The following is a 17247-nucleotide window of genomic DNA, read 5'->3' on the forward strand; positions in this document are numbered from 1 at the left end:
ATTTACTAGCTGAATTTGACCCGTTTGAGGCAATTTCAGTAGATAGTCCGATTACTGGATTGGTGGTCTAGGTTTGAATAATGTCTAATTTTGAGAGTCATAGGGGTGTGATTGAACAATTGCTTAAAGGATTATCGATTGAATCCATAGAGGTTTTGCTGCGCTATCCCCAGTGGAGAGCGCGAGTCCTTGAAGCTTATCCTTGTTCCCCGTTGCCCATGGATTATTCTCCCCTAGTGGTTGAGGTATTTGACCAACAGGGTTTACTGGCTGGTCGAGTGGGTGATTATGGGTATTCAGTTGAGGTGTCATTCGACCATGTTTCTGAGTTTACTGCTTGGTATTTTGATGGGGAGTTAGTTCTCTTTCAGGGGGGTGGGGAGATAGTGATTAATCGCCTGTCATTGGTGAGTGTTGCGGCTCTGTTTGAGAGGTCAGATGAGCGGTAAAAGTAAACCGTTTTCTATCGAGGAGAAAGTCTGGGAAAAGCGTTAATTTATACAGGAGGTTTTATGTTTTCAGTGTCTCCAGGTAACGCGGCATCTTTCCAGGAACGTTATCAGCAACTTGTCGAAGCTTGGTTAAAGACGTTTTTGGACATGAATTTGCCGGAGTTGGAGCGAGATTTAGAGGATGAGTCAGCGAATGTGCAAATTGTTCAGACGGATGAAAATGGCAAGAAGGTTCTGCTTTATGGTAAAGATAAAAAGGGGAATTTTGTCAATGATTTGAAGCCTGAGCATATTCAGCAATTTGAGGGAATTCGTTCCTGGTCTAGGGGTGAAGGTGTTGAGAAGCAGGAAGGGTTGACGTTTCAAATCAATGGTCAGCCAATTCTTCACGTTGATTCACAGGGGCGGGCAACTACGTTTACGCCAGAAAAGGTTCAGGAAATGGAGGCAGGTGTTGAACCGAAAGCTGGGATGTCAGGGATGGCAGATGGTTTAATGTCGCCTGAATTGAACCAAGAGAGGGAGTCTGGAGATTCTCAAACTTTGGAGGATTTGACTGGGAAACACCTCAATCGCCAGGAACGCAACGCGCAGTTAGAAGTTTTAGCGGAACTGATGGTACCGTTGGTATTGGAGCAACTTAAGCGCGATCGCGTGAGCCGGGAGGACAATCAGCCGCAATCAACGAAGGAGGCACAACCGGAACTGTTTGAAGGGTTCTTTTCGGTTAGTCCCAATCAAGGAGTTGAGAGAACTCGAAAGGAACCTGGAGAGATTCATCCAAGTGTACCTCATCGTTCTGGGGAGTCGGTAGGGAGGATAAATCGGCAACCGACAAAGAAGGGTTTGGATGCGGTGATGGAGTCTGTTGAGCGATTGCCGGAGGCTTCGGTTAAGTCTCTGATGCAGGGGTTGACCTCCCAGATGCAGCCGCCGCCGTTGTCTCGTGATTCGTCGATTTCTGAGGTACAGGAATTGGTGCGGGAACGCTTGGGCAAACGTCACAGAGATAAGACTCGTTGGTGGCAAACGCTATCGGTGACGGTGCAATCCTCAATGGCTAAGGTGCGCGGTTATTGGCAGCAGTATCGAGCCGCATCTACGCTGAAGCGGTTTGCTCATCAGATCCAGTTGCGTTCAGGGCAGATTTATGAGGGGGCTTCCTATCGTCTATCTAAGCAGGGGTTAAGGTACAGGCTTGCTGATCAACAGAATAATCCCCTGATGGAATTTGATGCAACAGTTTTGGGGGTTAGGGTGGATCAGAGGTTGCCACCATTAGCTGAGGCGGATTTGGCACAGGTGCAACAGTTGGAGGCTTCTGTGGCAGCGTCTCGGCAGCCTGAGGGCGGGTTTCGGTCAATGGCAAGCCATGAAGCTGATTATTTGGCACGGGTGAATCGGATTACCCAGGCTTTGAGTGATTATGCCGCGACTCAGGGCGGGAATGTGCGGATTGATGGCAAGTTTTCCTATAAGTGGCGGGCTACGGCTGATGGTCGAGTACGCATCGATGCTAAGGATGGGCGCGGAGCGTTGCTGGCTAAGGCTGGGGGGGAGTTACGCAGCCGCATGGATGAGAAGGATTTGGTGCATTTTGAGCAGGTTTTGAAGGCGCTGGTTGTACAGACTCAACCTGAGTCGGGGGTGTCTGTCGGGAAGCCAAGTCGGAAGATGCAGTTGGAGATGGATTGATTATGAGTTTAGCTGAAGTTACTGTGGCGATTGAGTCGGGTTGTCATGTTGTTTCGCTACAAGCGTCGTTAATTGAGCGGGTGAATGTGATTCGGGCGATTGAGCGGGAGTTAGCGATCGCGTTTGGGTTACCTTGTTATTTGTGGAATTTGGGAGCGGGGCGTTTTCAGGAGTTGTCGCCGTCTGTTTCCCGTCAGGGGAATTCGGATGTGTGCGGTGTGGAGCGATCGCAGCCACTGGATGTGCTGGAGTTTTTGTCTCACCAGCCTGGGTCGGGAGTCTATATTTTAGAAGATTTGCATCCGTTTTTGGATCAGGAAGCCGATGATGTGCCATCTCGGATGGTGGCGGGGCGAGTGGTGTCTCGGCTGATTAATATTGCTTCGGATCGGTCGGGGGGTTCGATATATCTGATTTTACTGGGGTTGCAGAACGTGGAGCTGCCAGAGGTGATTAGGAGCCTGATTCCGGAGGTTTGGTATCCTTTGCCGGATTATCAGGAGAGAGAGGCGATGCTGCGCCAGTTTTTACCTCAGATTGAATCGGGAGTCGATTTAGAGATCGTTCCTACATTAGCGCAACGAGCCGGTGGGCTGTCTATTGAGGAGATTAAAATGAGTTTGCGCTTGGCTGTAGCGAAAAGTGGTGGTTCTTTGGCTTCAAAGGGGGTGGGTTTACTGCTGGATTTTAAGGTGGAGCGCTTGAAGCAGTTTGATTTGGCGTTTACACCCTCACCCGATGTGTCGGATTTTGGTGGGATGGATCGGATTCGGGACGCTATTGATGGGGTGAAGCGGGATTACACTCAGGCGGCTAGGCGGTTGGGGATTCCTTTGCCCAAGGGGTGGTTGCTGGTGGGTCCTCCGGGGACGGGGAAGACGTTGGTTTGCCAGTTCTGTGCTAGGATTCTGGAGTTTCCCCTGATTAGCGTGGATACGGGTGCGATCGCGGCGGGCGGTGCGTCTTATTTGCGGCGGTTAATTGACCGGGTGGAGGCATCGGCACCGGCTGTGGTTTATTTGGATGAGTTTGATAAGCTGTTTCCTGATCCCGGTGTTCCGGCTGATGTGAAGCAGCGCCAGGTGCTGGGATTTCTGCTGACGTGGTTACAGAATAAGGTTTCTCAGACATTTGTGATTGCTACGCTGAATCGGTTGGATGCTTTGCCGCCGGAGTTAACACGCTTGGGGCGGTTTGATGAGATTTTCTATGTGGATTTCCCCCAAGCGGGTGAGCGTAAGGATATTTTACACTTACATTTAGCACGATTTGACCGCCGCTATCGCCATGGCTCGGTGTTGACGATGAAGGAATGGCGGATTCTGCTGTCTCGCACGGTTAATTGTACGGGGGCTGAGTTGGCGGGGATGGTGGAGAAGGCAGCTAAGCGGCAGTTCCATGCTGGGGCGAGGGAAATTGTTTTGGGGTTGGATGAGCTGATGGCGGCGCGGGAAGAGATTACTCCGCTGTATATGGCGGATACGGATCGCCTGCTGCGGATGCGGAATGCGGCAAAACGGATGGCGACTTCGGCGGCGTCTGTGGATGATTCAGCGTATGCGCCACCGCCGATGACGTTGTGGGGGAATGTAGAGGGGGATTCGAGTGTTTTTTCTTCAGGAACAGATGTTAATGCCATTCTCCCTGAAGGGTAAAGGCTGCCCAATAATAAGGGTTTTGCCAATCAACATTACTTTGCCACATGGCTAATTGTGCCTGTCGCAAGGCTTCGGCTGGAGGCAGATTTTCTTGGAGATATTTTTGATAAAATTGGCTCATTAGTTCAGCAGTTGATGCATCATTAACGTTGTAGAGTTGACCTAGACTGTTGAGAATGGCGACTTCTGTGGCTTTGGCACTTGCTTGCAGCCATCTATGATGTTTGGGTTGCGATCGCAGCTGATAAATCCCACAGACGGGCAGTTTCATCACCACATCTTCCCTGACAAGAGACAAGGTTTAACTTGTAATCTTTTTTAAAGAACCATCCAACCTTCTGGCTATTGAAGTCAACTTAACGGTTCACTGGACAGTTGAAACCGCTGCTACACTTGCCTTACATCCGCCGGAGTCTCCCCTCGAACAACACTAATCGAACAACACTAAGGGCGGCTGCCCATAAGTTATACAATAACAGTAAGAATCGATACTCAAAGGTTATACCGTGCCAAAACTGACGATTGAAGTCCCTGAAGAAAACAAGGAGCGTCTGCAAACGCTTCTGGTTCGTAGCCAAGCAGGTGAACTGACGCCGAGTGAACAACAGGAACTTAATCAGTATCTAGCGATTGAGGACATTGAGGAGACGAGAGCATTTACACCGTCTCAATCTTTGGGTTCAGGGTATCACGATGATAGTTCGCCCAACCTGTTTACACAGAACAGTTCTCTAACACAATCGGTGTCAGAGGTAGGAATGATGGGACAGTCATTGGCAAAGGGAAACCAATCCCCTGATACCCCAGAAACCTATATCAGGCTGATTCTGGAACCTCAACACAAGAAAACTCTGGAAAAGGCGGCGGCTAAACGGTGTTTAACTCTGAGTGAATATTTACTTGAACTTGTTCTGGATGCAGCGACTCAGGAATTAGTGACTCCAGAACCCATGGTTTTAGATGAACAAGACTGGGATATCTTTGCCTCTGCTTTGAAAAATCCACCTGAACCCAATAGGGTTTTAAAAGAGGCGTTTAAAAGGCATCAAAATTAATCGGGGAATGGGTAACTGTATGACAGAAATGGTGTAGCATCTATTGTTTTGTAAACAGGAATCGTCTTGAGGTGACATGGATATTTAAACCGATAGATAACTCGGTAAACCGGGATAACTTTGACTGCGGCGTTCCGGAATTAAATGACTATCTTAAAAAATATGCTAAACAAAATCATCAAAAGGGTATCGCTAAAACCTTCGTAGCCATTCCCGAAGAGGGAGAACCGAATGTTGCGGGTTATTATTCGGTGAGTATGTCAGAAATTCAACGGGAGTTGATGCCGAAAAGTTATGGGAAAGGATTGCCTCGTTATCCGGTTCCAGCGATGCGGATGGGAAAACTGGCAGTTGATTCCTCTATGCAGGGTAGGAAGTTGGGAGAAGCTTTGCTGATGGAGTGCTTGCGTCGTGCGATTCGCCTTTCTCAGGATGTGGGTATTTTTGCGGTTGTGGTTGATGCACTGAATGAGGAGGCTAAGGGGTTTTATTTGAGATATGGTTTTATCGCGTTACAAAGTAATTCGCTTTCATTATTTATTCCTTTGAAAACAGTATCAAAGGCTTTGGGTTCGTAGTGAAGGAACCTTCGCCCATTGCCCATAATTGCAATCCTGCAATAACAGAGGTTTCAGGTGTTTTTATTAGGGGTGTTTGACCGGAAATGATATTAATTGTCTCCGCAGTGCAGAGACAATTTCTGGGTCATGTTCTTTTTAGCAAATCCTGTGACTAAGCTGTTCGGCATTTAAACCTTAATGTCAATAATGGTGAAATCCTTGTAGTGCGAGCATCTTGCTCGCTACTAATACCCAATTTAAATGCATGACAGCTTATATCCCAATTAAGCCGCGATCGCTCTCTTCTGGGAGCCTATCATGAAAGAAAGTCAGCTAGAGGATAGCTGGGGTTGTCAACCACGTTACAACTTCTGTTCAACGTATAAGTTGGTGGATACAATTAAACTGGGCGCACGTCGGTGCGCCCCTACATAATGATGGCATATTTTGATTTAACGCCATTCTCCCTGAAGGGTAAAGGCTGCCCAAAAATAAGGGTTTCGCCAATCAATATTTTCACTTTGCCACATGGCTAATTGTGCCTGTCGCAAGGCTTCGGCTGGAGGCATATTTTCTTGGAGATATTTTTGATAAAATTGACTCATGAGTTCGGCGGTTGAGGCATCATTTACATTCCATAATGAAGCAATGATTCTTGGTGCGCCTGCATACATGAATCCTCTTGTCAATCCCACAATCCCTTCTCCTTTGATATTTTTCCCACTACCTGTTTGACAAGCGCTTAAGACAACTAATTCGGCGGGGAGATTTAGGTTGAAAATGTCATTTAGGCGTAAGAAGCCGTTTTGTGGGTTGCCTTGTTGGTCTACTAATGATACGACTAATCCTGATAGTTCGGGGTACTCACGATTGAGGATGCCATGGGTGGCAAAATGAATAATTTTATAGTTGCTTAAATCGGGACGTTTGACTTTGAAGCGTTTTTGTGAGAGTTTCTCTAGGTTAGGGAGAATCAGTTTTGTCAGTTGAGTAGAGACGGGTAGGATTTCATCAAAGGTAGCACTAGAATCGGTGGTGAATCTGAAGAAGGATTGGGCGGCTGTTTCAATTTCACTTCTGGGGGGAAGTTGATAACTGGTAATGCTATCTTGGGTAATTGCCCACAGATATGTAGAGTTGGTAATAGTCTTGGTTATGGGCGAAGTAGGATTGGCGTAGTTGTTGGCTGGCGATTTGGGTGCGGAGTTGCTCAATTATAGTGATGGCTGTTTCGATTTCGGTTTTGGCAGCAGTGAGGTTATTTTGTTGGCGGTTGAGGGTGGCTTGGTTGTAGAGAATGTTGGCTTGTGCGGTTGGGTAATCGAATTGTTGGGATAAGGTTAAGGCTTGGTTGTAGTAGTCTTTGGCGGTAGACTCTTGACCGGATGCGGCGTGTACTTTGCCGATTTGGTTGAGAATTGTGGTTTGTTTGATTTGGTCGTTAAGGTGTTGGGAGATAATCAGGGCTTGGTTGTAGGCATTCAGGGCAGTTGACCAGTCTTTAGATGTGGTGTGGATGTTGCCAATGCCGATTGCTAATAGAGCTTCGGCGGCTTGGGCGTGGTTGTTATCTTCACGATAGAGTTCAAGGGATTCTTCTAATTTTTGAAGGGCAAGTTGTCTCGATTCGATAGTACCTTGTTGGGTGAGTTGAATTCCTTGGTGAAAGGCTACTTCAGGAGCAGAAATCTGCATTCCGGCTGATATATCCCACAGGCGGGCGGTGTGATCATGAGCAGCAGTCAGGATTTGGTTTCCGTCCGGGCTGAATACTGCACTATTGACTCTACTATTATGCTGGAACACGGCTAGAAGATTACCTTTTGTATCCCACAGGCGAGCAGTGTTATCATAACTAGCAGTGAGGATTTGGTTACCATCAGGGCTAAATACTGCACTGGTGATAAAACCATCATGCCCTCGGCGGAACTTGGCTAAGATATTCCCAGAAGTATCCCACAAGTCGAAGCTTTTAGTTCCGACTGTGAGGAGTTGGTTGCCATCAGGACTCAATACCAGACTGTTGACGCCCTGAGCATACACTCGAAACTCGGTTAGAAGATTACCGTTTATATCCCACTGGCGACTAGTTCCATAACTGCTGGTAGTGAGAATTTGGCTGCCATCAGGACTAAATACTGCGCTGTTGACAAAAGACTTATGCCCTCGGAACTCGGTTAGAAGATTGCCTTGAGTATCCCATAGGCGGGCGGGAAGACCTGAAACAGCGCCTAGAAGCGGGTTTAGCGTCTCCTGACCCGCGATCGCGCAATTAGCGGCTGAGGTCAAATTAGCACGGCGACTGGGTAATTTCCTGCGAATTGATCAAACTTTGGAAATTGATACCAGCTATGTGACCTATGCAGAATACCACCTGTTTATTAACGCCCTAGAAAAGACAGGTGAACATGATCAACCCAACCAGGAGTCAACCCACCCATTTACCCCTAAAGAGGCTGAAACACCGATTCAGGGATTAACGATTACCCAGAAAAATCGGTTTTGTGCATGGCTAAATTGGCACGTTCGGCTTTCGGGTGCAACGGGATCTCTATACCCAAGTTGGCGGTAAACCCAGAGATTATAACTATAATACCTACAAACAATTTAGCGATCGCGTCGGCTGGTATGTTCCCGAAAAAGACGAATGGCGAACTCCAGCCGATCTCACCTTCAGTCTCAATGCACCTCCAGGACATCTCCCCTGTGGCGGTTGGCTAGACATGGGGGGGTCTAAATCGAATCAAACGCCACTTTTCGCAGGTTGGGCAATTTTAGTCACGCTGTTCTGGCGCATTTAATCATCAAGTCTAATCATCAGGGGAGATGAACAACGTCCTAATATTCAGGTCAGTAACCCTTGTAACCTAACATCATGTTCAACTTTAATCAAACATCTGACAATAATATCAGCATGACACAAGCGCGGGGTACACCAACACAAAAGTCTGATTTTCTTACCAGCTTTCAACTTCTGCCAAAGCTGTTTTAATTCATTAACAACTTGGCTAGCCGTTGGATGTTTGAACCGTTTGGCTACGGTGTATCCTTGTTGAGTCCACCTCTGGAGTGAAACCTTGCTGTTGGGATTGTGTTGATTCAGTTTAATCATTTCCCACAACCACTGTCTGAACGCTTCAACTACCGCGTCTCTGTCCATTTTAGCAGTAATTTCAAAGGGATTTCCCAAGAAACTGGCTCTATCCACCCGAATATCTTCCCATCCTAGTTCTGGACTTAAGGTTTTACCCAAGGCGGCAACTTTAAGGTGTTGGTCAAAGCTCATGATTAATGAGTTGGCTAACTGTTCATCAAAAAAAAGCGATAGCTAAACTCATCCTAGTAGAGACGTAGCCTGCTACATCTCTACGGGAAAAACAAATTATTATTGAGCCAACTGATTATCAGCATTAGAGTTATGGGAAAGGTGAAGGACTTTCTGTCCAACAGGAGTAGCATTGGATTCCGCCATCACTAAACAAGCATCTTTTATTCGTTGATGCAAACTGATGTGGGCAAAGCTTCTCAAAATAGCGATGGCTTTAGTGTTTCCCTTGGTTCCAAAATATTCCCACACTACTAACCAGTCGGAAAATTTCAGAGCGGAAACCTCAAAAATTCCGTCACTGTCTTGGTAGGCGAGGTTATAAATTCGACCGCTGTAACCCTTTCGTTTAAGCGCTTGATTTTTGCGGCTAGAATGGCTAAGGTTCAACAACCAAGTGGGTTGACTCCCTAGGGCAGTCAATCCTTCAAAAATGTCGATATAGTAGTTGGTCGTTTGAACAAAAATGGTAAGTTCAATTTCTTGGTTTAGCTGTATTTTAAAGGATTTAGCCAGTTGTTGGGGATGAACAAAACTCAGTTGTTTTTTAGGCGGCAGAATGGAGTTTCTATCCTTAGCGTTGAGAACTTGAATCGGTTGTTCAGCTAAAAAGAGCGCCAGTAGCTTTTTCTCTCGTTCTGGCAGCTGTCCCAATGAATTGAGATGACTCCAGAAGGCGATTACTGTGGGTAGGGGATAAAGGGTTGATTGACGCTTATTCGGAAGCGTTACCAGGGTTTTTTCAAGGTGATTGGAATTGATAAATGAAAGTGCCACTTTTTGGCATTCTCTGCCGGGATAAGGAACGATTTGATTTAAGGACAAGAGAACGTGATTATCGGCAAGTTGGTAAGCTGTAAAACTTTCATGTCCCGATAGAAAAGTTTTGAGTTTAACTTGGGGAAGTTGCGGATCTACAGGTGTTGAAGAAAACCTCTTAGAGTGCGTTTTTCTGAACCGTTTCATGGGATTACGTTTGCCATTGACATCAAGGTATACAACTAACGTTACAAACGCCAGGTTACAGGAATTGACAGCCGTTTTCTGTCTGGTCACGGATTTGTCACATCGTTGTCACAAGTGTGAATCAATCCTTAAGATTTTTCCTCGTCCACGGTGATTATTAGGGACAGGGCATGGCGTTCCACAATACCCTACCTGGGGATAATTTCTTCGTCATTGATATCAATAGATTTTGGCGTAAAGGCTTAGAGGGGGATTGAAAGAAAAGGGAACGGAAGCAATTAATAACCTGTTACAGTTCCCAAAGATTAATTTTTTGTTACTAATTGCCATCCAACAATTTACCAAGCTTATAACTCAGGCAAAACCTCTTTCTGAGTCATCGGGTGGAACGCTTGCTTTTCGGCTGACGAAAACTTGTCAACGGATGGCGGTTTACCCTGATAGGCTTTGTAAAGTAATCCGCGATCGCCATTAGCATCCAGAATCTTGAGGGACTTTTCCCGCTCAGTATCGGTGTAGATCGCAATGTAGTCACAACCAAACCGACTGATTCTCCGACCCTGACTATCGGGGGAGATAGGATTGAGGAGAGAAAAAGCAGCTTTAACCATCTGTTTTTCCCAGTCAGGGCGTTGGTAGGTTGTTTCAGTACCGGGGCTATCGGGGGAAACCCGTTCCAACTTCTGCGTCCCATCCTGTCCCATCTGTGCTTCTGGGTCAAATCGATACCCTTGGCGCTTGAGTTGATCCGCGATCGCCACCGAGAGTGTCTCAATCTGCTGCATGAAATTGTCACGATTAGAGGGATCTAACCCATGGGAGAGTAGCGTTCGCTCATTGATCGTTTCCCGTAACTCTTGGATAGTGTGGTGCAGCAGGGCAATTTGCCGATTTTGCAGATCAACTTGAGTTTTAAGCGCAGCCACAGTTTCTTGGAGTTGTTCCACCTCCTGGGGTACCGAAACAGAAGCATCTTCAGGAGTTACCTGGGGAGTCGGTGGGGTTTCCGGTAACCGTTGAGCCGCTCTAGCCGCTTGTTTCGCCAACTGGTCACACCGTTCATTTAAAGCATTGCCCGAGTGTCCCTTAACATGATGCCAGGAAATCTGATGGTTTTGACTGAGTTCATCAAGGCGCGTCAGTAAATCTTGGTTCGCTTTGCGTTTGTTGCCTTGCATCGCCCCAATTAAATAGTTAGAATCCGTGTGGATTTCCACCTCACAGGTATCTTGAATCGCTTCCAACCCCTTAATTGCCGCAAGGATTTCCATACGGCTGTTAGTCGTCTGTTCAGAATCAGCGCCTGATAGTTCTCGAGTCGTCGTTTGACCCGTTTGAGGGTTGGTGTAGGATAGCACTACCCCCCAACCGCCCTGTCCAGGATTACCCAAGCTAGAACCATCGCAGTACATGACAACTTTTTTCTGGGGTGATGGGTTGTCGAGGCTCATATCTGGCTTCTTAACCGCTTGGATGTAATTGTCTTTGGTTGATTCCAGTTTATATCCCTGCTGTTTTAAGTACTCCTGTACCAATTTATCTGTACCTTTGGCATTACCAACCACAAAAGCGCTACCTGCCTTGATCGCTTTATCCAAAAAGGGTTTGTAGTGAGAATCAAACCTGTGCTGGATTTGCTCAGTCGTCACCCCCCGCCACGGACCGGAGCCACTAACCATGATAATATCCTCCGGTGAGTATTCCCCCGTATTGGCACGCTCGCCCCAAGCGTGGGCATAATTGCGGGTGCTAGAGGGAGTTGCAGCAGGTGCAGCACTTTTGCCGATAAACTGAGTTGCCACATCTGCCATGGCGATATCTTTTTGCTGATGAGTGGCGACGGCTGAATTAATAGGTTGTAGATTTTCCAAGGGGTTCGGTTGCATAAGCACGTTTTTGTTAACCCAGATTTCGGGATAGTTGAGGCTGTCGCCTTGGATTTTCAGCTCGGCGGTCGTCGCTGGGTTATTGTGTAAGGTAGCGGTGAAGCTAGCGCCTCTTTTAAGTCGTCCCCCAGCCAACAGTTTGTTTCTATCCTTAGCATCGATAACCCCTAAAATTTTGTCGCCAATTTTAGCAACAGGAACCGAGGATGTCCTACCGCTTTTTGTCGTCGTGGTTTTGAAGTCAATCGTCAGGGTAACAGCTTGCCCAGAAAAGTCATGTCCGGCAAAATCATGCTGTCTAAGCTGACCGATTTTAATCCAGTTTCCTGGGGACGTCGTAGCGACGAGGGTGGCACTTTCAGCGGGGATTAGAGTTCCTTTGCCCATCGTACCAATCGGAAGTTGATAATCCTTTTCCGAAAAGGGACTCACTTGCTTACCATCGACGACAAGTATCCGCTTCCCCCAGTTGGGATGGTGGTTCCTCGTTTCCAGTTCGACAGAAAATTCGATGTCTTGATGATTCAATTGCTGACCCCATTCATTGGTAGGGTGGTGTATACCGGATAGGGTGAGAGTGCTAAATTGAAACGCCCGGGCGCGATCGGCGACAAGTTCTGGGAAAATGTTAAACGCGGCACTAGCCCTACTATACTGTTCATAGCCTTTTTGGTCGCTAGAGTGAGTACTATGCCAAATGGCGGCTTGGAGTTGCTCCTGTTCGTGGGCGTGGTTGGTTCGTATCCTGTCGGCGTAGGTTATCGCTTCTTTGAACTTGGCAGCAATTTGTTCTGGGGTGATCCCCTGTTGGAGTTTAATGTTAGCACCTTTGAGAATCATCCCATCTCGCAACCCCTGTTCGTTGACACAATTGAAGCTAACTGTACCCAGGGGTAACCAAGCAGAAGTAGGATGACCTTGGCTATCGAGAACCTGGGCTTCAGCCATGAGTGGGTGCGGCGTTTTCGAGGTTCTGTGGGGGTTGTCACTCAGGCGGATGGTGAGGGATTTGCTAGTCCAAACGTTGGGATGATTGTATTGGATAAGATTCGTGAGGGTAATTGACTTGCCAGATGTGGCTGAGGTGGCAATTAGTTGAGGACCCGGTTCATTTTGAGCTTGGTTCTTTAATGCCACGGCACTGGCATAGAACGAATTGTAGGTGCTGACGATTTCCTGAGCAAGGCGTTCCTGGTGTTGGGTGTAATTTTGGTCAAAAAAGTTGGCAAATTGATGGGTGGGAAGGGATTCAAGTTGATGTGAACTCCAAAATTGATTGGCAAGTTGAATCATTCTGTCGATGGGAGAATAGTTCCCACTTTTCATCGGGCGACTGTCGAAAGCTTCCAGGGATTTTTTATCTCGAATCCACTCCACATCTCGGACATTGAGAATGGTGCGGGTAAAGGTGAGAATATCTTGATTGGGGCGAGCGGCACTTTTTGCACCATCGACAGCCGTTTGCAGTTCGTTGGAGAGAACGTCCACGGTTTCAAAGAATAGTCGTTTGGCAATCTGGAGTCGGTTTTCAATTTCATCAGAGTCAAATTGAGGAGTATAGGTGGCAAGGGTGTTAAGCTTTTCTTGAAGCGATAAACAGGGGGGTTTTTTGGCATCTGGAATGTCAAGGTGGTGAATAGCTTCGCCGTTAGCCAGGATTTGGCGAAATTGATGGGCGAGATTTTGCAAATAGCCGCGTTTTTCTGCTGGGGGAAGGGATTGGGTTTCGCATTCGAGGGTGACAGCTTTTTGGATATCGTTGGCGATGATACCAATTTGGTTAGAACTAGCGGCTAGGGCGATTTCGGCAAATGTGGAGGCGATATATTCTTGTTTTTCTGCTTTGATAACATCGGCGTGTCGGTTAAGAGGATGCTGCTTTTGTTCTACTTCAGCCGCTAATGTGGGGTATTCTTTGGCAAGGGAGTAGGCGAGGCGGTCACCATCAAAGTCGGCTTGTAAGTAAGTAGCGGCGGTTTCTGGGTGAATGTGAACGGTACCCTGTTCCTGTTGAAATTCTTTCAAATGCCGATTGGTGAGGATAATTACACCATTGGAGTTGACTAAGGGAGAGCGAGTAACAATGAGTTTTTCTCCTTGTGCAATATAAGGAACACAGATTTCATCTTTTTTTAGGTCGAGACTGGGTTGAGCTAATCCTGACTGGAATTCTATAGCCCGTCCAGTGGCAATGTCCATCCATTCGTTACGGATGAGTGTTCTGAGTTTACTAACAATATTGGGATGTTCCAGCAGTTGGGGATGATAATCTACACAGTTCTTTAAGATGGAGTAGAAGAATTGGCTCGATGATTGGTTTTGATGGGATTCGGGTTCGGAGTCGAGGTTTTCTTCTTGGTCGATGTTTTCTATAAGCTGGAAAACCTCATCGAAGTTTTTCAGGTCTATGGGTTGGGAGTTTGGTGTTTGTTTATCTGGATTGGCAGAGATTAGCTGCAATCGCTTGGCGTGTTTTTGTAGGAAGTACTGAGCAATTTTTCTGGGGTCAGATTGGATAGCGACAAGCTGTTCAGCTTTCTGATTCAGCCGGGGAATGATATCGGTTTCAACAGCTTGAGGATAGTTGACTAAAACCTGAGTGCCAAGGCTGTGCTTGCCGTATCTGGCTAGAGTTTTGACGCCAATGCCAACGGTTAAAGTATACTCTCCAGGTTGAATTTGAGTAGCGTCTTTGCGACCTTTGAAAGAGCTAGTCGCCAGGACAAGGTCGTAACCTATTTTAACCTGAGTTTGTCCTCCAGATAACTGGGTTATTTTAGGCTGACCCAGGGTTTCCAGTTGGCGACTGGGGGCGAGGGTTCCTTTGGCAATGCGATGAACGTTGTTATTCTCTTGAGGCTTGATACCCAGGCGGAATTGGAACGGAATTGTGGTGTTTCCTGTCAGTTCTTGAGCGAGGTCTGTTCTCATTCGCCCGTAGCAGTCACCAACCAGTTTTTTGCCCTGGGAAAGCGGGATAATCTCTCCGTTTTCACCTGTTTCGTCATCGACGACAAGGATGCGAAGATTTTGTAGTTCTTTGAAATCTTGGCAAGGGGTGAAAATGAGAGAGCCGTAAGCCGCCCCGTCGCTCATTTGGGGATAAACTTTTTCCCTCACTTCATCTGAAGCAAAGTAAACTTTGAGTCCGTTGGAAAATTGAGGACTCATCCCCTCTAGGCGTTGTAAATCCTCAGGAGTTGTACTCTGTTCGTAGATATGTCCGATGGCAAATTTTGTATCGGCAAATAAATATTCAGCCAGGGAGTTGTTGAGTTCTTCTTTAACTCCGGTGTCAATCTGAAGTTTTGTGTCAAAATGGTTAAGGATAATCATCATACTTCATTGGAGAATATGTCAGAGTTAGAGCGTTGGATCGCACAAGATTATTACACCGATGGACAGATGAAACTGTCTACCCGCGAACGGATGTTACGCCATGGTTTAAGTAGGGAAGAGATTGACCAAATTGAGCAAATTTGGATTGGTCATGGTGAAATTACATCATCGTACCTAATTCCTGATGACGGACAATTGGCGTTGCCTAAGCCTATGCAGATCCAAGGTTTAGATTTAGAAGAGGCGTTGTCTCAGGGTTTGATTGAAGCTGATGAGATTGAATACCAGACGCCGATGAAATACGAACCGAAGTTTTATTCAGAAGCGGAAATAGCGTCTTGGGAAGAGTTTTAGAGAGGCTACCATTTTATCTTGAGGCGGTATCTTGAATAGATGCCGCTTGGTGGTGTGGAATGTATGCATGGAGGTTATCGAGTCTATCAGCATCTTCAGTGTAGTCTTCGGCAAAGTTATTAAAATTTTTGTTTTCTATCTTTTGATGGATATCAAGGGGCAGATTTAGGCATAGAAGTTGAAGGAAGCTGATTCAGGTTATGGGTTAGAGATAACTTTTATCTCTCTATCTTTGGGACTAACTCGTATGGGGGTTGAATTGGAGTTTATTTGAGGGAGATAAAATGGCATAACCCAATTTAGTGAAACCTTTAATTCATGATGTTTAGAAATAAAAATGATATAGGCTTACTCCAGATAATAGCCAGCCTCTTGTCTGGAAAGCTTTTGTCTGGTTTATTGGTTTTAGGGATTATCGTTGGTGTCTATTCTGGCACAAGGTTAAGGAACAGAGAAGATAATCTCTATAAAAATATCAACCAACTGTCGAGTCAAAACACAAAAGAAAAGAGTCAGGCTCTCGTTGCTTTATTTAAGGAAGAAAAGCTACTGAGTCATTCAACTCGTCCTGACAACGATGAAAAGTTAGACCTTATTTATCAAGAAATTTTACAGGTAGATCCCAAGAACGTTGACGTTTATATAAGAATGGCACTGCGTAATTTAAAACAAAGCCAAGCAACTCGATACGAAAGTAAGACAGAGGCAGAAAAATTAAAGCAACAAGGAATAAGGAACTTGGAGACGGCTAGAAAGCTTTATCAGGAGAAGGGGTGGAGTAGCAAGGAAGAGCAAACAGTTAAATTGATTGAAGATATCAACAATGGCGTGGCGTCGTATAACTGGTGTTTTCCTACGACGTTGGCCGATCCCCTAAGGGCAAAATGTGGTAGTTAATACTAAGCAGGTTGGTTCCGTATACATACAAATTGGCATCCCTGGAAGGTTATTTCACCGAATCATCAAGGGAGAATTTGGCGCTGGTTGGCGGGGAAAATTTGTGCGCCATGGCGCACAAAGTGGCGATTGGAAGCATATCAAGTTTGCACGCAATATTCCAGCTAACCGGATAAGTAGGCTTTCTCTCACTCCCTAACTTAGATTTGTTAAGTATTTTCGGGTCAAGCCAATAAACCTTGAAGCTGAATTATTGCAGAGGTTGGCATAGCCCTAAGACAAAGCGCGATCGCACCTGACCACCCAAAACCGCCAATTTCTGTCTAGGAAAGCGTTTCAGCTACTGCTAAGATAGAGTGTGATCGCACCCGAAAGAAACAGGACTATCAGTCCCCAGGCTCTTGGAGAGTGAGCATAACACAAACAAATAGGCGATCAATGTCCTCCTCGTCGGGCAAATGTCAGCAGATGCGCGGCAACAGATTGAGGTTGATCGTAGTGAGGTACATGACTAGCTTTGAGAATCCAAATCAGTTGACTGCCTGAAATTGACTGTTCAAACTTGGTTGCATCGTCCGTCCCCAATACATCATCAGCTTCTCCCCACAAAATCAGGGTAGGATGGTTTACCTGAGCGATACGAGATCGCAAATTAGCGTAACCTCCACTTTGGGTGAAGGACGCGATCGCCCCTTTCCATCCTGGCATCTCCTGATGTAGCAAAGAACAGCGCAGCGCATCGAGTAGCATTGGGTCAATCATTGGCAACGCTAAAAAGGTGTTGCCGGATGGTTTGAGGATTGACTGGAAGGGTGGGAACATACTCTGTAAATCCAGAACCAAACAGATCCACTGTCCAAGTCTCGTGCTGGGTTGTTAATAAGGGGAGCAAACCCCGGAACTCCAGCAGGGAACTATCAAACCTAGACTCCGCACTTCAATTTGAAGTACAAAAAACTACATGGCTGATACAGGCAAAAAGTCCGAAAAATTAAACCTTTGAATATCTTCTAAAGAAACAGTAATTTTTTTGGGGACTCTTGAGGGTTTTTTTGAGCAG

Annotated in this window: 15 protein-coding genes and 1 pseudogene; 9 read left to right on the forward strand and 7 right to left on the reverse strand. The window is 46.3% G+C overall.

Features of this window, described 5'->3' with window-relative positions; translation table 11 throughout:
• Window positions 1–80 precede the first annotated feature (80 nt).
• The 3 genes from RH949_RS25525 to RH949_RS25535 all read left to right on the forward strand — a co-directional run bounded on the left by RH949_RS25525 (window position 81) and on the right by RH949_RS25535 (window position 3802).
• Window positions 81–449 (forward strand): hypothetical protein, encoded by a 369-nt coding sequence (locus RH949_RS25525; protein ID WP_446357075.1) that lies wholly within the window; start codon window positions 81–83, stop codon window positions 447–449.
• 63 nt (window positions 450–512) lie between these two features.
• On the forward strand, window positions 513–2147 hold the full coding sequence (locus tag RH949_RS25530) for a hypothetical protein (RefSeq protein WP_446357077.1): 1635 nt from the start codon (window positions 513–515) through the stop codon (window positions 2145–2147).
• A gap of 2 nt (window positions 2148–2149) precedes the next feature.
• The gene (locus tag RH949_RS25535) at window positions 2150–3802 is read left to right on the forward strand and encodes an ATP-binding protein (RefSeq protein ID WP_446357079.1); all 1653 of its coding nucleotides are present in this window, start codon (window positions 2150–2152) and stop codon (window positions 3800–3802) included.
• Here the strand turns inward: RH949_RS25535 and RH949_RS25540 are convergent.
• Window positions 3777–4076, reverse strand: a complete 300-nt coding sequence (locus RH949_RS25540; RefSeq protein ID WP_044208340.1) for a CHAT domain-containing protein — start codon at window positions 4074–4076, stop codon at window positions 3777–3779. The two genes, RH949_RS25535 and RH949_RS25540, sit on opposite strands and share 26 nt — an antisense overlap.
• 235 nt (window positions 4077–4311) lie before the next feature.
• On the opposite strand from RH949_RS25540, the gene RH949_RS25545 reads away from it, so the two are divergent.
• Together RH949_RS25545 and RH949_RS25550 are read left to right on the forward strand one after the other, a co-directional pair.
• The gene (locus RH949_RS25545) at window positions 4312–4860 is read left to right on the forward strand and encodes a type II toxin-antitoxin system TacA family antitoxin (RefSeq protein ID WP_446357081.1); all 549 of its coding nucleotides are present in this window, start codon (window positions 4312–4314) and stop codon (window positions 4858–4860) included.
• 71 nt (window positions 4861–4931) lie between these two features.
• On the forward strand, window positions 4932–5438 hold the full coding sequence (locus RH949_RS25550) for a GNAT family N-acetyltransferase (RefSeq protein WP_446357083.1): 507 nt from the start codon (window positions 4932–4934) through the stop codon (window positions 5436–5438).
• 434 nt (window positions 5439–5872) lie between these two features.
• Here the strand turns inward: RH949_RS25550 and RH949_RS25555 are convergent.
• A pseudogene (locus RH949_RS25555) lies at window positions 5873–6343 on the reverse strand (CHAT domain-containing protein); the annotation flags it as partial.
• A 181-nt stretch (window positions 6344–6524) separates the two neighbouring features.
• Window positions 6525–7709: a WD40 repeat domain-containing protein gene (locus RH949_RS25560; protein WP_446357085.1), complete on the reverse strand. Its 1185-nt coding sequence runs from the start codon at window positions 7707–7709 to the stop codon at window positions 6525–6527.
• Between the two features lie 64 nt (window positions 7710–7773).
• Here RH949_RS25560 and RH949_RS25565 point away from each other — a divergent pair, with 64 nt between their 5' ends.
• On the forward strand, window positions 7774–7992 hold the full coding sequence (locus RH949_RS25565) for a hypothetical protein (RefSeq protein ID WP_446357087.1): 219 nt from the start codon (window positions 7774–7776) through the stop codon (window positions 7990–7992).
• Entirely contained in the window at window positions 7958–8221 is a 264-nt protein-coding gene (locus tag RH949_RS25570; RefSeq protein ID WP_446357089.1) for a GUN4 domain-containing protein, read from the forward strand. The genes RH949_RS25565 and RH949_RS25570 overlap by 35 nt, the downstream gene beginning before the upstream one ends.
• Window positions 8222–8265: 44 nt before the next feature.
• Here RH949_RS25570 and RH949_RS25575 read toward each other — a convergent pair whose 3' ends face one another.
• The 3 genes from RH949_RS25575 to RH949_RS25585 form a co-directional block, all read right to left on the reverse strand.
• Complete coding sequence (locus RH949_RS25575) at window positions 8266–8706, reverse strand: DUF4326 domain-containing protein (protein ID WP_446357091.1); 441 nt, start codon at window positions 8704–8706, stop codon at window positions 8266–8268.
• A 99-nt stretch (window positions 8707–8805) separates the two neighbouring features.
• Window positions 8806–9801 carry a hypothetical protein gene (locus tag RH949_RS25580; RefSeq protein ID WP_006102532.1) on the reverse strand — a complete coding sequence of 332 codons (996 nt, stop codon included), beginning with the start codon at window positions 9799–9801 and terminating at the stop codon, window positions 8806–8808.
• A 257-nt stretch (window positions 9802–10058) separates the two neighbouring features.
• Window positions 10059–14936, reverse strand: coding sequence for an RNase H family protein (locus RH949_RS25585; RefSeq protein ID WP_446357093.1), 4878 nt, complete (start codon window positions 14934–14936; stop codon window positions 10059–10061).
• A 15-nt stretch (window positions 14937–14951) separates the two neighbouring features.
• On the opposite strand from RH949_RS25585, the gene RH949_RS25590 reads away from it, so the two are divergent.
• Window positions 14952–15290 (forward strand): hypothetical protein, encoded by a 339-nt coding sequence (locus RH949_RS25590; RefSeq protein ID WP_006102471.1) that lies wholly within the window; start codon window positions 14952–14954, stop codon window positions 15288–15290.
• A gap of 318 nt (window positions 15291–15608) precedes the next feature.
• Entirely contained in the window at window positions 15609–16187 is a 579-nt protein-coding gene (locus RH949_RS25595) for a hypothetical protein (RefSeq protein WP_446357096.1), read from the forward strand.
• 435 nt (window positions 16188–16622) lie between these two features.
• Here RH949_RS25595 and RH949_RS25600 read toward each other — a convergent pair whose 3' ends face one another.
• On the reverse strand, window positions 16623–17009 hold the full coding sequence (locus tag RH949_RS25600) for an alpha/beta fold hydrolase (RefSeq protein WP_446357098.1): 387 nt from the start codon (window positions 17007–17009) through the stop codon (window positions 16623–16625).
• Window positions 17010–17247: the final 238 nt, after the last annotated feature.

Origin of the sequence: Coleofasciculus sp. A1-SPW-01, from assembly GCF_040217205.1 — a bacterium.
GTDB classification, from domain to species: domain Bacteria; phylum Cyanobacteriota; class Cyanobacteriia; order Cyanobacteriales; family Coleofasciculaceae; genus Coleofasciculus; species Coleofasciculus chthonoplastes_A.

Bases quoted from the DNA above. Each gene is read 5' to 3' on its own strand.
- RH949_RS25575 (WP_446357091.1), bottom strand. From the start codon at position 8,706: ATGAGCTTTGACCAACACCTTAAAGTTGCCGCCTTGGGTAAAACCTTA.
- RH949_RS25600 (WP_446357098.1), bottom strand. From the start codon at position 17,009: ATGTTCCCACCCTTCCAGTCAATCCTCAAACCATCCGGCAACACCTTT.
- RH949_RS25540 (WP_044208340.1), bottom strand. From the start codon at position 4,076: ATGAAACTGCCCGTCTGTGGGATTTATCAGCTGCGATCGCAACCCAAA.
- RH949_RS25530 (WP_446357077.1), top strand. From the start codon at position 513: ATGTTTTCAGTGTCTCCAGGTAACGCGGCATCTTTCCAGGAACGTTAT.
- RH949_RS25525 (WP_446357075.1), top strand. From the start codon at position 81: ATGTCTAATTTTGAGAGTCATAGGGGTGTGATTGAACAATTGCTTAAA.
- RH949_RS25595 (WP_446357096.1), top strand. From the start codon at position 15,609: ATGATGTTTAGAAATAAAAATGATATAGGCTTACTCCAGATAATAGCC.
- RH949_RS25535 (WP_446357079.1), top strand. From the start codon at position 2,150: ATGAGTTTAGCTGAAGTTACTGTGGCGATTGAGTCGGGTTGTCATGTT.
- RH949_RS25590 (WP_006102471.1), top strand. From the start codon at position 14,952: ATGTCAGAGTTAGAGCGTTGGATCGCACAAGATTATTACACCGATGGA.
- RH949_RS25585 (WP_446357093.1), bottom strand. From the start codon at position 14,936: ATGATGATTATCCTTAACCATTTTGACACAAAACTTCAGATTGACACC.